The 15,988-nt window shown below is 67.1% G+C and carries 15 protein-coding genes; 7 read left to right on the top strand and 8 right to left on the bottom strand.

What is annotated here, in order from left to right; translation table 11 throughout:
• Nucleotides 1-6 precede the first annotated feature (6 nt).
• The 5 genes from KVP10_RS16600 to zwf all read right to left on the bottom strand — a co-directional run bounded on the left by KVP10_RS16600 (nt 7) and on the right by zwf (nt 5,294).
• Nucleotides 7-963: an alpha/beta hydrolase gene (locus KVP10_RS16600; RefSeq protein ID WP_246600766.1), complete on the bottom strand. Its 957-nt coding sequence runs from the start codon at nt 961-963 to the stop codon at nt 7-9.
• A 26-nt stretch (nt 964-989) separates the two neighbouring features.
• Nucleotides 990-2,087 (bottom strand): adenosine deaminase, encoded by a 1,098-nt coding sequence (locus KVP10_RS16595; protein WP_217965738.1) that lies wholly within the window; start codon nt 2,085-2,087, stop codon nt 990-992.
• Nucleotide 2,088: 1 nt separating this feature from the next.
• On the bottom strand, nt 2,089-2,964 hold the full coding sequence (locus KVP10_RS16590) for an SIS domain-containing protein (RefSeq protein ID WP_246600765.1): 876 nt from the start codon (nt 2,962-2,964) through the stop codon (nt 2,089-2,091).
• Between the two features lie 192 nt (nt 2,965-3,156).
• Entirely contained in the window at nt 3,157-3,837 is a 681-nt protein-coding gene (gene pgl / locus KVP10_RS16585) for a 6-phosphogluconolactonase (RefSeq protein ID WP_217965737.1), read from the bottom strand.
• Nucleotides 3,834-5,294 (bottom strand): glucose-6-phosphate dehydrogenase, encoded by a 1,461-nt coding sequence (zwf, locus tag KVP10_RS16580; RefSeq protein WP_217965735.1) that lies wholly within the window; start codon nt 5,292-5,294, stop codon nt 3,834-3,836. The genes pgl and zwf overlap by 4 nt, the downstream gene beginning before the upstream one ends.
• Before the next feature lie 280 nt (nt 5,295-5,574).
• On the opposite strand from zwf, the gene KVP10_RS16575 reads away from it, so the two are divergent.
• The 7 genes from KVP10_RS16575 to KVP10_RS16545 all read left to right on the top strand — a co-directional run bounded on the left by KVP10_RS16575 (nt 5,575) and on the right by KVP10_RS16545 (nt 11,620).
• A complete protein-coding gene (locus tag KVP10_RS16575) occupies nt 5,575-6,627 on the top strand; it encodes a LacI family DNA-binding transcriptional regulator (protein ID WP_217965734.1) in 1,053 nt (350 codons plus the stop codon).
• 132 nt (nt 6,628-6,759) lie between these two features.
• On the top strand, nt 6,760-7,431 hold the full coding sequence (locus KVP10_RS16570; RefSeq protein ID WP_217965733.1) for an amino acid ABC transporter permease: 672 nt from the start codon (nt 6,760-6,762) through the stop codon (nt 7,429-7,431).
• Nucleotides 7,431-8,084: an amino acid ABC transporter permease gene (locus KVP10_RS16565; RefSeq protein ID WP_217965732.1), complete on the top strand. Its 654-nt coding sequence runs from the start codon at nt 7,431-7,433 to the stop codon at nt 8,082-8,084. The genes KVP10_RS16570 and KVP10_RS16565 overlap by 1 nt, the downstream gene beginning before the upstream one ends.
• Nucleotides 8,085-8,145: 61 nt before the next feature.
• A complete protein-coding gene (locus KVP10_RS16560; protein WP_217965731.1) occupies nt 8,146-8,952 on the top strand; it encodes a transporter substrate-binding domain-containing protein in 807 nt (268 codons plus the stop codon).
• A gap of 16 nt (nt 8,953-8,968) precedes the next feature.
• Nucleotides 8,969-9,763, top strand: a complete 795-nt coding sequence (locus KVP10_RS16555; RefSeq protein WP_246600764.1) for an amino acid ABC transporter ATP-binding protein — start codon at nt 8,969-8,971, stop codon at nt 9,761-9,763.
• 91 nt (nt 9,764-9,854) lie between these two features.
• The gene (locus KVP10_RS16550) at nt 9,855-10,661 is read left to right on the top strand and encodes a sugar phosphate isomerase/epimerase family protein (RefSeq protein WP_217965730.1); all 807 of its coding nucleotides are present in this window, start codon (nt 9,855-9,857) and stop codon (nt 10,659-10,661) included.
• Entirely contained in the window at nt 10,658-11,620 is a 963-nt protein-coding gene (locus tag KVP10_RS16545) for a sugar kinase (RefSeq protein WP_246600763.1), read from the top strand. The genes KVP10_RS16550 and KVP10_RS16545 overlap by 4 nt, the downstream gene beginning before the upstream one ends.
• Nucleotides 11,621-11,667: 47 nt before the next feature.
• On the opposite strand, the gene eda is transcribed toward KVP10_RS16545, so the two are convergent.
• From eda to pcaQ, 3 genes are all read right to left on the bottom strand, one after another.
• Entirely contained in the window at nt 11,668-12,288 is a 621-nt protein-coding gene (gene eda, locus KVP10_RS16540; protein ID WP_217965729.1) for a bifunctional 4-hydroxy-2-oxoglutarate aldolase/2-dehydro-3-deoxy-phosphogluconate aldolase, read from the bottom strand.
• 270 nt (nt 12,289-12,558) lie between these two features.
• On the bottom strand, nt 12,559-14,385 hold the full coding sequence (gene edd, locus KVP10_RS16535) for a phosphogluconate dehydratase (protein WP_217965727.1): 1,827 nt from the start codon (nt 14,383-14,385) through the stop codon (nt 12,559-12,561).
• A gap of 443 nt (nt 14,386-14,828) precedes the next feature.
• Nucleotides 14,829-15,839 carry a pca operon transcription factor PcaQ gene (gene pcaQ / locus KVP10_RS16530; RefSeq protein ID WP_217965726.1) on the bottom strand — a complete coding sequence of 337 codons (1,011 nt, stop codon included), beginning with the start codon at nt 15,837-15,839 and terminating at the stop codon, nt 14,829-14,831.
• Between the last annotated feature and the right edge of the window lie 149 nt (nt 15,840-15,988).

Here is a 15,988-nt window from a genome sequence, read left to right as displayed (position 1 = left end):
TCGTAATCAGGGGCGCGTGAAGCCGCATTGTCCATTTATGTATTTCAGTGCCTTGGGCAGGGCGTCCCGGAAAGTCATCCATTCGTGCGCGCCGTCGCCGATGCGCAGGCGCACGCGGCCCGGCTGGACGGCATACAGCGCCTCGAACAGGCCGGAGCTCATGGCCGGCGTGACCTGGCGGTCGCGGTCGCCGCTGCTGATGTAGGCGGCGACGGGCTGGCCCTTGGCCTTGTAGTCCGGCAGCAGCGCCGGATAGCTCTGGGCGGACCACAGCGCCGGCTCATACTTGCCATCATGCGCGAATTGCCCGGCCGAGCCGCGGGCACTGGACTGCGCGTCGGGCGAGGAGAAGACCGCGGGGCTGAGCAGCCCTGCCGCGCAGAACAGCTCGGGATGCCTGAGCATCAGGTTCAGCGCGCCGAAGCCGCCCATGGAAATGCCCGCGATGGCGCGATGGCCCCGGTCGGCGGTGGCCTGGTAGTGTTTTTCCACATAGGGGATGAGCTCGGTGCGCAGCGCCGTCTGCATCTGCTCTGCCGCGCCGTCCACCCACCAGCTTGCGCCGCCCGCCGGCATGATGGCGATGAGGGGCGCGATTTCCTTGCGCCGTATCAGGGCGTCCAGGGTTTCGCGCGCACCCACGTACTGCACCCAGGTGTGTTCGTCGCCTCCCGAGCCGTGCAGCAGGTAGACCACGGGAAAGGTATCGAAGGAATCGTAATAGCCGTCGGGCAGGTAGGCGGTGAAGGGCAGGCTGCGGCCCAGCACCTTGGAGTCGATCTTGTCGGCGACGACTTCGCCGGCCTGTGCGGTGGCGCAGACGCAAGCCAGGGCGAGCAGCAGCGCGGCGCGTCGCCGGCCCCGTGTGCCGGGGCGGCGACTCACTGTCGGGGTAAAGAAGAATGGCGGGACAGGATATGCTTGCGGGTACGCGGGCATGGATGGCGATGTGGATAGGGGCATGGAGGGCTCCGTGGGCTTGCGCGGCTTCAATGGATGCCGTCACCGTCCCGGTCCCGGTCCCGGTCACGGTCACGGTCACGGTCACGGTCAACGGTGTCGCGCAGTCTTTGCACCAGTTCCTGTTTGCGTGCGGCAGGCAGGAACGAGGCCTGCAGGCTGTTTTCGGCGAGGGTCGCCAGCTCGGCGCGGCTCAGGCCCAGCGCCTGCGCGCTGGCCAGGTAGTTGTCCAGCAGGTAGCCGCCGAAGTAGGCGGGGTCGTCGGAGTTGATGGTGATGCACAGCCCCTGGCGCAGCAGGCGCGCCAGGTTGTGTTTGTCCAATGAATCTACGACGCACAGCTTCAAATTGGACAGCGGGCAGACGGTGAGCGGCGTGCGCTGTTCGCGCAGCCTTTGTGTCAGGGCCGGATCGTCTTCGCTGTGCACGCCATGGTCTATGCGCTCTACGTGCAGCATGTCGAGCGCGTCTTGCACATAGGCCGCCGGCCCTTCTTCGCCGGCATGGGCTACCAGGCGGAAGCCCAGTTCGCGGCAGCGCGCATACACGCGCCGGAATTTTTCGGGAGGATTGCCGCGCTCGCCCGAGTCCAGGCCTATGCCCGTCCATACGTCGGCGTATTGCGTGCGCAGCGGCAGCGCCGCGTCCAGGGTGTCGACGGCGTCCTGTTCGGAAAGATGGCGCAGGAAGCTCATCAGCAGGCAGCCGCTCATGCCCGCGGTGTCGCGCATTTCACGCAGCGCGCGTGCTATGCCGGCGAAGACGGCTTCGATCGCCACGCCGCGCGCGGTGTGGGTCTGCGGGTCGAACATGATTTCAGCATGCACCACGCCTTCGGATCGGGCGCGGCGCAGGTAGGCCATGGTCATGTCGTAGAAGTCGCGTTCGGTGAGCAGCACGCCGGCCCCGGCGTAGTAGAGGTCGAGAAAGGACTGGAGATCGGTGAATTGATAGGCGTCGCGCAACGCCTGTACCGAGGCGTAGGGCAGGGCGACGCCGTTGCGGGCGGCGAGTTCGAAGATCAGTTCGGGTTCCAGTGTGCCTTCGATGTGCAGATGCAGTTCCGCCTTGGGCAGGCTGCGCACGAACTGCTCGAGGCCGGCAGGGTATGCGGTGGGAATGTTCATGTCATTTCCGTGGTGTGCGCGTCTTGGCGGTGCGATGCCGCTTCAGGCTTTGCTTGGTTTTTTCCAATACTGCGCTGATGCCTGCGCCGCGCCGCAGGGCCGCGCCCAGAGCCAGCAGGTCGATAATCGTCAGGTGCACCAGGCGCGAAAGCATGGGGCTGTAGATTTCGGTGTCTTCCTGGGTGTCGGCGCGCAGCAGCACGGTGGCCATGTCCGCCAGAGGCGTGTGCGAGGCGGTGATGGCGACGATCGGGCAGCCGTTGCCGGCGGCCAGGCTCACGGCGTCCAGCAGTTCGCGCGAGCGGCCGGAATGGGAAATAGCCACCAGCACGTCGCGCGGCCCCAGCAGCGACGCGGCCATGAGCTGCGTGTGCGTGTCGGCGTAGGCGACCGTGGCGACGTCGTAGCGGAAGAATTTATGCTGCGCGTCGGCGGCCACGATGCCCGAGTTGCCCACGCCGTAGAACTCGATGCGGCGCGCGCCGCACAGCAGCGAAATCGCGGCATCCACGCGCTCGGGGTCGATGTCGTTGCGCGTGCGCAGCAGGGCCGAGACGGCGTTGTCGAACACCTTGGCGGCCAGCGTCGAGATCGCGTCGGCGGGGCGCAGATTGGAATGTACGTAGGGCACGCCGACCATCAGTCCGGCGGCCAGCCGCAGCTTGAAATCGGACCAGCCGCGGTAGCCCAGCGAGCGGCAGAAGCGTATGACGGTGGGCTCGCTGACCTGGGCGAGCCTGGCGACTTCGCCGACGGCGGAATCGGCGATGGCATTGGGCTGGTCCAGCACCAGCCGGGCGACCTTGCCTTCGGCTTCGCTGTAGTGGTCCAGCCGTTGGGCAATGTGCTGCAGCATGGTGTCGGTGTCGGCGGCCATAGTGAAACGGTTGCAGGTGGTGAAAGAATTTAGTTCAGGCAGGCTGTCCCCGAAGTGTAAGCCGAGGCGCCATGCCTGCGATAGTGACCGGAGGGGTTCCCGTCAGGGCCGGCCGCTCGTGGGCTTTCGGCGGGCGAGGGCCGGCCGAGCCCGCAGAGGCAAGGGCACTGCCAGTCAAGAGAGGGCTGCCGGTCAAGGATGCCAGTAGACATCGATGGGGGAGTCGGGCTGGTCGAGCAGGAAGCTGACCGGCATGGCCTTGGTCTTGGTGATGCAGGCTCGTTCGAACACGGCGCGCTTGGCCGCGCCGCCGATGAACAGGATGCGGCGCCGGGCACGCAGCAAGGCCGCCAAGGTCATGCTGATGCGCAGGTGCGCCGCGCTTTCCGGCGTGACGCTTACATAGCGCAAGGCCTGGGCCGGGTCGAGCGCCTGCGCCAGTTCGGGGGCCTGCGGGAACAACGACGCGGTGTGGCCGTCTTCGCCCATGCCGAGCAAGGCCAGCGTCAGTTCGCCCGTAGCCTGGTTGGCTCGTTCCAGGCTGGCAGCCATGCTTGCGGGGTCGCTGACCAGGCCGGTGAAACGGGCCTGCGCGGCGCGTGCCTGCAACAGATAGCGGCGCACCAGCCCTTCGTTGCTGTCCGGGTCGGACGGGGCGACGAAGCGTTCGTCCACCAGCGAGATATCGACCCGGGACCAGTCCAGTTCAGTATTCGACAGAGCCTCGAACAGGGCTATCGGCGAGCGCCCGCCCGAGACGGCCAGGCCTGCGCGGCCTTGCTCGCCGATGGCCTGGCCGAGGATCGCGGCGATGGCCGCGGCCAGTTCGCGCACGCAGGAAGCCTCGTCGGCATAGGTATGCAGATTCATCATGTTTCTTCGTGCCATGCGGCGCCGGCGCGCGACAGCAGCCCGCTGGAGGCTGCAGGACCCCAGGTGCCGGCGGTATAGGGGCGGGGGGCGATGCGGTTCTGTTCCCAGGAATCGATGATGGGCTCGACCCAGGCCCAGGCTTGCGCCAGTTCGTCACGGCGCATGAACAGCGCCAGCCGGCCGCGGATGACGTCCAGCAGCAGGCGTTCGTAGGCGTCGGCCCAGCGCGCCTTGAACATGGTGTGGAAGTCCAGGTTCAGGTAGGTGGGTTGCAGGTTCATTGCGTCGCCGGGTTCTTTGGCGAGGAAATACAGGCGTATGCTTTCCTTGGGCTGCAAGCGGATCACGAGGCGGTTGGCCGAATGCAGGCCCAGCGGCTTGGGAAAGACGGCGTGCGGCACGTTGCGGAAATTGATGACGATCTCGGCCACGCGTTCCTGCATGCGCTTACCGGTGCGCAGGAAGAAGGGCACGCCGGCCCAGCGCCAGTTGGAAATTTCGGCCTGCAGCGCCACGAAGGTCTCGGTATTGCTGTCGGGCGCCACCTTGTGTTCTTCGCGATAGGCGGGCACAGGCAGGCCGTCGATCGCGCCGCGGCCGTATTGGCCGCGCACGGTCTTGCTGATGACGTCTTCGGCCGAAAACGGCTTGAGGGATTTCAGTACTTTCAGCTTCTCGCCGCGCACCGCGTCTTCGTCCAGGCTGGCGGGCGGTTCCATGGCGACGATGCACAATAGCTGCAGCAGGTGGTTCTGCAGCATGTCGCGCAGGGCGCCGGTGCGGTCGTAGAATTCGCCGCGCTCTTCGACGCCGAGCTCTTCGGCGATGGTGATCTGGACGTTTTCTATCCATTCGCGCCGCCACAGCGGCTCGAACAGCGCATTGCCGAAGCGTATCGCCATCAGGTTCTGCACCGATTCCTTGCCCAGGTAATGGTCAATGCGGTAGATCTGGTTTTCCTGGAAGCAGCGGCCCACCGCGGCGTTGATGGCTTCGTAGGATTCCAGGTCGTGGCCCAGGGGCTTTTCCAGCACGATGCGCACGCCGGCGTGGTTCAGCCCGGCTGCAGCCAGGTGTTCGCAAATCTGCGTGAAGAGCTGCGGCGCGGTGGCCAGGTAGTACACGGTGATGCGGCCCGGATCGTGTCCCAGCGACTGCGCCAGGGCCTCGTAGTCGGCCGCCGAGCCGGCCTCGAGGCGCTGGAAGCGTACGCGCCGCAGGAAGCCTTGCCAGGCCTGTCCGTCGAGATTGGCGCCGAGCCTGGGCTTGACCTGTTCGTCGAGCAGCGCCAGATAGCCTTCCTGCCCCAGGGCCTTGCGCCCCAGCGCATATATGAGGCCGTCGGGATGCAGCGTGCCTGCCTTGTGTGCCTCGTACAGCGCGGGCAGCAGCTTGCGCAGGGCGAGATCGCCCGTGCCGCCGAAGAACACCATATCGAAGGCGGGAGTGCTGGACATGCCGGTAGGTTCCTGTGTGTATGGCGCGCGGGCAGCGCAGCGCGGCACGCCATGGGGCTAAAACTCAATTAGGCTACATCCTCTTCTTGATGTAAAGCGGCGGGCGGATGCCGCCGCCGGGCCCCCGGCAGGGCGGCATCGTATCGGCATTGCACCGGCGGCGCAACCTGGGCAGCCTGCGCGCCGGCCGTTCGGGGCACTGGCTACAATGCAAGGCTTGTGGCATATTTTGTGGCCGCCGCTACGCGGCCGCTTACTCCATCATCACCATCGAATACTCATGACCCAGAGCGCAGCCCGCGCGACGATCGCCGATGTGGCGCGCCGCGCAGGGGTATCCAAGGCGACCGTCTCGCGATTCCTGAATCATCGCGAGACGCTGCTGTCGTCCGAGATCGCGCAGCGGGTGGAAGTGGCGATCAGCGAACTCGGCTATACACCCAGCCCCATGGCGCAGGCGCTCAAGCGCGGCCGCTCCCGGCTCATCGGCCTGGTGCTGGCGGACATCACCAATCCGTATTCGGTGGCGGTGCTGCGCGGCGCGGAAATGGCCTGCCGCGCGGCCGGCTACCTGGTGATGCTGTTCAACCTGGGCAACGAGATCGAGCGCGAAAGCGCCGGCATCCGCGCGCTGTCTTCGTATCGGGTCGAAGGCTACATACTGAACACCATGGGCCACGATCCGGGCGCTGTGATGGAAACCGCGCGCCAGGGCAAGCCTGTGGTGCTGGTCGACCGCCTGCACGCGGGGCTGGACGTGGATTTCGTGTCGCTGGACAACCGGCAGGCCATCGATCTGTGCGCCACGCATTTGATCGAGGCCGGCTACGGCGAGCTGCTGCTGGCCACTGAACCCCTGGGCACCGTCAGTTCGCGTATCGAGCGGGTGCAGGAATTCCAGGCCTTTCTCGCGACGGGCGCCGCCGGCCGAACCCGCGGCCAGTACTTCGAGAGCGCGGCCGGCGATGACGCGGCGCTGGATGCGGCCCTGCGCTCCTTGAGCACGCGGGCGCGCAAAGGCGGGCGCCTGCCCGCGGTGATATCCAGCAATGCCGTCGTGACCTTGCGGGTGGTGGCTGCGATGGCCCGCCTGGGCTGGCGGCTGGGCGAGGACATCGGGCTGGTGGGCATCGACGAGACCGAGTGGGCTCCCTACGTGGGGCCCGGCATCAGCACCGTGTCGCAGCCCACCGGCGAATTGGGCCGCTGGGCTGCGCAGTGCCTGATAGAACGCCTGGACGGCGGCGCCGCGGCGCCGCGCCGGATTTTGCTGCCGGGCACGCTGAATGTGCGCGGCTCTTCCAGGCCGGCCGCCGCCGGCAAGCATTCCTAGGGTAACTACTATTCGACTTTTTCTCCTCGCTTGACTAAACTTCTGGAAACTTGAAACCGGTTTCAGTTGCTGTCGCGAGGCCGGTGCAATGGAGGACGAGCCGGCGCAATCGCGGCCAAGGGCAGTGGACCAGTGACTTACTCTTTTCAATTCGCACCCGTCTTCGACGCGTGGCCGCTGCTGCTGCGCGGCACCTGGATCACCATCCAGTTGTCGTTCTTGTCGATGCTGTTCGGGCTGATCGTGGCGATCCTGTGCGCCTGGGGCAAGACCTCGGGGCCGCGGTCGCTGCGCTGGCTGATCAACGCCTATATCGAGCTGATCCGCAATACGCCGTTCCTGGTGCAACTGTTCTTCTTTTATTTTGCGCTGCCCGCGGCGGGCGTGCGCTGGTCCTCGCATACCGCGGCGCTGGTGGCCATGGTGGTCAACCTGGGCGCCTACGCCACCGAGATCGTGCGCGCCGGCATCGAATCCATCCCCAAGGGGCAGATCGAGGCCGGCCTGGCGCTGAACCTGTCGCGCTATGAAATCTTCCGCTACGTGGTGCTCAAGCCGGCCTTGCGCGCCATCTATCCCGCGCTCACCAGCCAGTTCATCCTGCTGATGCTGGCCTCCAGCGTGGTGTCGGTGATCTCGGCCGACGACTTGACCTCGGTCGCGGCCAATCTGCAATCGGAGACCTTCCGCAGCTTCGAGATCTACATCGTGGTGACGGCGATCTACCTGCTGCTGACGCTCATATTCTCGTACCTGTTCCGACTGGTGTACCAGTGGGGACTGAACTATCCGGACCGTCGATAATGCGCACCTTCGGCTACTCGGAATTCATGTTCATCCTGGATGCTGCCAGATGGACCATCCTGTTGTCCCTGCTGGCCTTCATAGGCGGGGGCATCGTCGGCCTGATCGTGGCCCTGGCGCGCACCGCCGAGCACAAGACATTGCGCGTGCTGGCCATAGGCTTCATCCAGTTGTTCCGCGGCACGCCGCTGCTGCTGCAGTTGTTCCTGATCTTTTTCGGTTTCCCGGTCGTGGGCCTGGAGGTCAACCCCTGGGTCGCGGCGGGCGTGGCGCTCACGCTGAACAGCGGCGCCTTCCTGGGCGAGATCTGGCGCGGCTGCATCGAGGCCATTCCGCGCGGCCAATGGGAAGCCGCCGAGGCGCTGGGCCTGTCGTACCGCTGGAAGATGCGCGAAGTCATACTGCCGCAGGCGCTGAAGATCGCCGTGCCGCCCACAGTGGGCTACCTGGTGCAGATCGTCAAGGGCACGTCGCTGGCGGCCATCATCGGCTTCACCGAATTGACCCGCGCCGGGCAGATCATCAACAACGCCACTTTCCAGCCCATGCTGGTGTTCTCGGAAGTGGCCGCGATCTACTTCATATTGTGCTGGCCCCTGTCGCTGCTGGCCGCTCACATGGAGCGCCGCCTGGCCGCGGCGTTGGCGCGATGAGCGCGGGCCGGCTCAGTTTCTTCTTCAACCCAGCTTCAGTTTCAATTCTCGGAGACCAACCATGTTCCTAGGCAAAAAATTCCGCACCCTGATGGGCGCGACGCTATTGGCCGGCGCCGGTGTGCTGGCGCTGGGCGCTGCCGCCGCGCAGGCCGAAACCATAGACCAGGTCAAGCAGAAGGGCGAGCTTACCGTCGGCATGCTGGTGGATTTCCCGCCCTACGGCATCATGAATTCGCAGAACCAGCCCGACGGCTATGACGCCGACGTGGCCAAGGTGCTGGCCAAGGACCTGGGCGTCAAGCTCAAGATCGTGCCGGTCACGGGCCCGAACCGCATTCCCTTCCTGCTGACCAACAAGGTCGACCTGCTGGTCGCTTCGTTGGCCATCACGCCCGCACGCGCCAAGCAGGTGCAGTTCTCGCGGCCCTATTCGGCGGCGCAGATCGTGCTGTTCGGCGGCAAGGACGCCAAGATCAAGTCGGCGGCCGACCTGGCCGGCCTGCGCATCGGCGTGGCGCGCGCCAGCACCCAGGACATCGCGGTGACCAAGATTGCGCCCAAGAGCGCCAATATCCGCCGCTTCGACGACGACGCGTCGGCCATGCAGGCGCTGCTGTCGGGCCAGGTGGATGCCATCGGCTGCTCGACCACGGTGGCCGCGCAAATCTCCAAGCGCGCGCCCGATCGCTATGCGCCGAAGTTCGTGCTGCTGCAGCAGGAAATGGCGGTGGCGATGCGTCCCGGCGAACCCAATACGCTCAAGACCGTCAATGACTTGGTGGCCAAGAACATCGCCAACGGCGAATTCAACAAGCTGTACAAGAAATGGCTGGGCGTGGACTTGCCCAAGCTGAGCGCGTCCTGATCGCGGCGATCGCACCATGAGCACGCAGCAAGGCCTCGACCCCCGCCAGCCCGCGCCCGGTGCGCAGGGCGGCCCCATCATCCAGGTGGCGGGCGTCAACAAATGGTATGGGACGTTCCAGGTGCTTACCGGCATCGATCTCGAGGTCTCGGCGGGTGAGCGCATCGTGGTCTGCGGGCCTTCGGGCTCGGGCAAGTCGACCATGATCCGCTGCCTGAACGGCCTGGAAAAAGTGCAGCAGGGCCGCATCGTGGTCGATGGCATCGACCTTACGGCCAATGCCCACAACGTCGAGGCGGTGCGCCAGGAAGTCGGCATGGTGTTCCAGCAGTTCAATCTGTTCCCGCACATGACGGTGCTGCAGAACTGCATGCTGGCGCCCATGCGCTCGCGCGGCGTCACCAGGCAGCAGGCGCAGGACACCGCCATGAAATACCTGGAACGGGTGCGCATCGTCGACCAGGCGGCAAAGTACCCCAGCCAGCTCTCGGGCGGCCAGCAGCAGCGCGTGGCGATCGCCCGGGCGTTGTGCATGACGCCCAAGATCATGCTGTTCGACGAACCCACTTCGGCCCTGGATCCGGAAATGGTGAAGGAAGTGCTCGACACCATGATCGGCCTGGCCGAGGACGGCATGACCATGCTCTGCGTCACGCACGAAATGGGCTTTGCGCGCAGCGTGGCCGACCGGGTCATCTTCATGGCCGACGGACGCATCATCGAGCAGGCCCCGCCCAGCGAATTCTTCAGCAATCCGCAACACGAGAAGACCCGTAATTTCCTGGGACAAATCCTCAGCAGCCAGCACTGAACCTGCTCATGCCCGCCAGCCTGCCGGCGCGCGGCCAGCCCGCCGCGGCCGGCCGCGTCCGGGCCGGGCCGGCGATACATCGCGTACATCCATGACGATATCTTCTTCCGCATCTTCTTCCGAGTCCTGCCCGGCACGCATCATCGTGTCCCTGTCTTCCTTCGGCGCCGCGGAGGTGCGGCGGCACGGCCAGCGCTGGTTCGCCGACCTTTGCCGCCAGGCGGGCGCCGACGGCGTCGAGGTACGCGGCGAACTGCTGATGCAGCCGCAGCGCGAATTGCCGGAACTGGCCGCATTGCTGCGCGACACCGGCATGAGCGGCGTCTATTCCAGCCCCGAGGGCTTGTGGGACGAGGCCGGCGCGCTGGACGGCGCGGCCCTGGACCGGGGCATGGCGGCGGCGCGGGCGCTGGGCGCGAGGGTGCTGAAGATGTCGATAGGCGGCTTCAAGCCCGCCTCGGGCGCGACGCTGATGGACCTCAAGGCGCGGCTGGACGCGGCGCCCGCCGCCTTGCTGATCGAGAACGACCAGACCGTGGCCGCCGGCAGCATCTCGGCATTGAAACGGTTCTTCGCGGCGGCCGAAAGCGCCGGCCTGCCGCTGGGCATGACCTTCGACATGGGCAACTGGCATTGGGTGGGCGAAAGTTCGCTGCGCGCCGCCGAGTGCTTTGCCGCGCGCGTGCGCTACGTACATTGCAAGGGCGTGCAGCGCCGCCCCGAGCGCTGGGTGGCGGTCGGGCTGGCCGATTCCGCTGCGCCGTGGCGGGCGGTGTTCGAGGCCATGCCGGCCGATGCGCCTTGCGCCATCGAATATCCGCTGCAGGGCGACGACCTGCTGGCCGTGACGCGCGCGGCGGTAGGCCAGTTGCGCCAGCTCAGGAGCTCCCTGCAATGATGCGGTCGAACAATGGAGCCGCGGCCCTGGACGTGGTGACCTTCGGCGAGGCCATGATGATGCTGATCGCCGACCGGCCCGGCCCGATAGAACAGGCGCAGTCCTACACCAAGCGCACGGCCGGCGCGGAAACCAATGTGGCCATCGGCCTGGCGCGCCTGGGCCTGAACGTGGGCTGGGCCAGCCGGCTCGGCGCCGACTCCATGGGCCGCTATCTGCTGGACGAGATGCGGCGCGAGGGTATCGATTGCTCGCACGTGGAGGTCGATGCGCAGCAGCGCACGGGGCTGCAGTTCAAGGGCCGCGTGACCGACGGCAGCGATCCTCCGGTCGAATATCACCGCAAGGGTTCGGCCGCGAGCCTGATGCAGCCGGACGACCTCGACGAGGCCTGGCTGCTGGGTGCGCGGCATCTGCACGCGACCGGCGTGTTCGCGGCCGTGTCGGCCAATTGCCGCGAAGTCAATCGCCGCGCCATGACTCTGATGCGCGATGCCGGCCGCAGCGTGTCCTTCGACACGAATTTGCGGCCCAGCCTCTGGTCTTCGGCCGATGCCATGTGCCAGGGGATCAACGATCTGGCGGTGCTGGCCCACTGGGTGTTGCCGGGCATCGAAGAAGGGCGCCTGCTTACGGGCCGCGACACGCCCGAGGGCGTGGCCGCGTTCTACCGCGAACGCGGCGTGCAGCGCGTGGTGGTCAAGCTCGGCCCGGCAGGCGCTTATTACGACGGCCCCGAAGGCACGGGCCGGGTGCCCGGCTTTCCCGTGGCCCATGTGATCGACACGGTCGGCGCGGGCGACGGCTTCGCGGTGGGTGTGATCAGCGGCCTGCTGGAAGGCCTGGACATAAGCGCCGCGGTGACGCGCGGCGCCTGGATAGGCGCGCGCGCAGTGCAGGTACTGGGCGATACCGAGGGCCTGCCGACTCGCGCGGAACTCGATCAGGCCGGCTTCTGATCGCGCCGGCCGGTTCTTGAAGCCGCGGGCGGCAAGGCCCGCGGCGCTTATTTCAGGGCCGCGGCCTGGCGCGCCAGCGCAGTGATGTCGGCCCACCGCCGGCCGGCAACGGCCGCTACGGGTGTAAGCCACGAACCCCCTACGCATTCCACATTGGGCAGCGCCAGGTATTCGCCGGCATTGGCGGCGTTGATGCCGCCGGTGGGGCAATAGCGCAATTCGGGCAGCGGGCCGTGCAGGGCCTTGAGCAGCGCCACGCCGCCCACGGCCGCGGCGGGAAAGAGTTTTTGTTCCGTATATCCTTGTTCGGCGGCCCACATGGCCTCGGCGGGCGTTGCGATGCCGGGCAGGAACGGAACTCCGCAGTCGCGCGCGGCTGCCGCCAGGTCGGGTGTAAGCCCCGGGCTGATGGCGAAGCGCGCGCCGGCCCGCAGCGCGGCATCGAGCTGCGCTGCGCTGCGCACGGTGCCTGCGCCCACCAGCGCCTCGGGCACGGCTTCTGCGATCAGGCGCATGGCCTGCAGCGCCACGTCCGAGCGCAAGGTGATTTCCAGGCTGCGTATGCCCCCGGCGACCAGGGCCTGCGCCAGCGGCACGGCGGTGTCGAGATCCTTGATGACGATAACCGGCATGACAGGGCCGGCGCGCATCAGTTCCAATGCGTTCATATGGGTTCCTTCGAAGTCGAGATCGCAGCCGGCGTCGGCGAGCCTGGGCGCCGGCCGCGGCACTGAGCGTGTTGACGATAGTATGGCACGAGCGCGGGCGGCGGCGGACGTGTGCCGCGCTGCATAAGGGCTTGCGGCCATGCAGAGGGTGGGCGGCCGTGGCCGCGGCAGGTCGTGTGGCGGGGCGAGGCACCGTCGTTCGTCCGCTCCCTCGTCCCCTTGCGGCCATTCCGATCGCGAGCTCGCATCGGGAGCGGATAGGGTTTCACTTCAGGCGGCCAGTCCTTCATGGAAAATGCTGGCGCCCTGCTCGGCGGGGCCAACCAGGGCGCGTGCGCCCGCGAACAGTTCGCGGCCATAGCCTTGCTGGTGCGCTTGCAGGTCGGCGCCGGCGGCGGGGCGCTGTTCCCAATCGGACGGGGCGAGCACTCGCAGCTCGCCCGCGTGGGCGTCCAGCCGCAGCAAGTCGCCGTCGCGCACGCGCGCAAGCGGCCCGCCGGCCAGGGCTTCGGGCGTGACGTGTATGGCCGCGGGCACCTTGCCCGAGGCGCCCGACATGCGTCCGTCGGTGACCAGCGCGACTTTGTGGCCCTGGTCCTGCAGCACGGAAAGCGCGGGTGTGAGCTTGTGCAGCTCGGGCATGCCATTGGCTTGCGGGCCCTGGAAGCGCAGCACCGCGATGAAGTCGCGCGCGAGTTCGCCGCGGCCGTACGCGGCCAGCAATTCGTCCTGGTCATGGAACACCAGCGCCGGTGCCTCGACCACCCGATGTTGCGGCTTGACCGCCGAAACCTTGATGACCGCGCGCCCCAGGTTGCCGCGCAGCAGCTTGAGGCCGCCATCGGCGCTGAAGGGCTCGTCCACCGTGCGCACGACGTCGCGGTCCAGGGAACGCAGCACCCCCGCGCGCCAGGCCAGCCGGTCCTGGTCGAGACAGGGTTCTTGCGTATAGCGCGCCAGGCTGGGGCCGGCGACGGTGGCCACGTCTTCGTGCAACAGCCCTGCCCGCAGCAACTGCCCGATCACCAGTCCCATGCCGCCCGCGGCGTGGAAGTGGTTCACGTCGGCCTGGCCATTGGGGTAGACGCGCGCCAGCAGCGGCACCACGGCGGACAGTTCGGAAAAATCGTCCCAGTCGATCACGATGCCCGCGGCGCGGGCGATGGCCACCAGATGCAGGGTATGGTTGGTGGAGCCGCCCGTGGCGAGCAGCCCGACGATGCCGTTGACGACGGTTTTTTCCGACACGACTTCGGCCACCGGCGTATAGGCCGGGCCGCGCGCCGTGATCTGTGCCGCCTGCAGCGCCGCGGCGCGGGTCAGCGCGTCGCGCAGCGGCGTGCCCGGCGTCACGAAGGCGCTGCCCGGCAGGTGCAGGCCCATGATTTCCATCAGCATCTGATTGGAATTGGCGGTGCCGTAGAAAGTACAGGTGCCGGGGCCATGGTACGAGCGGCATTCGGATTCCAGCAGGGCTTCGCGCCCGACCTTGCCTTGGGCATAGAGCTGGCGGGTCCGGGCTTTTTCGTCGTTGGCGATGCCGGTGGCCATGGGGCCGGCCGGCACGAACAGGGCGGGCAGGTGGCCGAAGCTCAAGGCTCCCATCAGCAGGCCCGGCACGATCTTGTCGCACACGCCCAGGTACAGGGCCGCGTCGAACATCTGGTGGCTGAGCGCCACGGCAGTGGCCATTGCGATCACGTCGCGCGAGAACAGGCTGAGTTCCATGCCGGGCTGGCCCTGGGTGACGCCGTCGCACATGGCCGGCACGCCGCCGGCGAACTGTGCGGTAGCGCCGGCCTCCAGCGCCGCCGCCTTGATGAGGGCAGGGTAGTCGCCCAGCGGCTGGTGCGCCGACAACATGTCGTTATAGGCGGATACGATGGCCAGATTGGGCCGCTCGAGTTCTTTCAGGCGCAGCTTTGCCGCGTCGGGCATGGCGGCCAGCGCGTGGGCCAGGTTGGTGCAGCCGAGCTGGCCGCGGCTTACCTTGCTGCCAGCGGCGGCGCGCATTCTCTGCAGATAGCTTGTACGCGTGGGGCGGCTGCGCTCGACGATGCGTTGCGTGACGGCGAGCAGGGCGGGTTGCTGGGGCATGGGTCGGCCTTGTTTGCGAGTAGAGACGAGGCAAGGCGCCGTTTTTCGGCTGGCCTGAGGTTTGCTGCTTGAATTGTAGTTTTACTACATATAATGGGATTTGAACAGTTATAGATACCGGATATAACTGATAAATAATGAATGGCTTGCCGTATGGCCTAAAAAATATTTGTAATTAAACTACATTTTTGGCGAACGGCGAACGGCGAACGGCGAACGGCGAACGGCGAACGGCGAACGGAATGCGGCACACGGCACACGGCACACGGCACACGGCACACAGAATGCGGAATGCGAAGAGCGAAGAGCGGAATACCGAGTGTGGAGTACGGGGTACGGCATGCGACGTCGTCCTCTCGTCCAGTCGTGCGCTTGGTCTGTCGCGGCTTGCCGTTGCGATTCGTCGCCGCGATCCGTCGTCGCGGCTGCCAGGGGTTTGCCGCTTATGGGGCGTGCCTGGCTGTCGTCCGCAGCGCGGCGATCAAGGCGCGCGCTGCCGGCGCCGGCTCGGCGTCGTTGCGCAGGATCAATCCCAGGGGTTCTTCGGTGCCTTCCATGCTTATGGGCAATTGCCGCAGCGTGCCCTGCTGCAGGTCGGCACGCACGGCAATGCGGGGAACGAACCAGACCATGTCGCCCGGCCCCAGCGCCAGGGCACGCCCGAGCGATACCGACAGCACCTCGCAAGGATTGACCGGCGTATCCAGGCCGTGGCCGCGCAGGAAGCTGTCGGCCATGTGGCGGATGATGGTGCCGCGCGGCGGCATGACCAGGGGGAAGCGCGCCAGCTCGGCCGCGGCCGGCTCGGCGCGCGACAGCAGCGGGTGCCGCGGGCCGGTCACCAGCGCCAGCGGCGCGGCCAGCAGATGCTCGAAGGTCAGGCCGCTCATGGCCTCGGGGTCGGACAGGCGCCCCAGCATCAGTTCCACTTTGCCGGTCCTGAGCATGTCCAGCAACTGGCTGTTCAAGCCGGTATGGATCTGCACCGCCATGCCGGGCCATTGTTCGCGAAAGGCATGCAGCGCGGCGGGCACCAGGCTGGGCGCCGCGGTGGGCAGCGCCGCAACGGCTATTGTGCCGCTGCCGGCTTCCTTGCCGCGGGCGAGCAGGTCCAGCCCCTGGCGCAGCGCATCCAGGCTGGCGCCGGCATGGCGCAGGAACAGGCTGGCCTGGGCGGTGGGGCGCGCGCCGTGGCGGCCGCGATCGAACAGGTGCACGTCCAGCAGTTCTTCCAGCTCGGCGATGGTCTTGGATACTGCCGGCTGGGTAATGGCCAACGCGTCGGCCGCGCCGCGCAGGCTGCCGTGCTGTGCCACAGCCAGCAGGCATTGCAGGTGGCGCAGCTTGATGTGGGAACCTTGGACGAGGTCGCCCGGCCGCGCCGTTGCGCCGGTTGTCGCGGCTGCCGGCGCGGCCGTGGCCGCGCGGGAAGCGGAGGAGTGGGGGGCACCCATGGCGGCGGTGGGCGCAAGGGATTCAGCGGATGTAGCGGATGTAGTGGATGCAGTGGATGCGGCGGATACAGCGCGCGTGGGGGCAGCGGCAGGCGCGGGCCGCTGCTTGCCGGTTTTCGTGGAACGGCCAGTGCCGCCAGGATGATTTT

The organism is Candidimonas humi (assembly GCF_019166065.1).
Classification (GTDB): Bacteria; Pseudomonadota; Gammaproteobacteria; order Burkholderiales; family Burkholderiaceae_B; genus Candidimonas; species Candidimonas humi.
The sequence above is the reverse complement of the archived record's forward strand: the minus strand, read 5'-3'. Positions and strand labels throughout refer to the sequence as shown.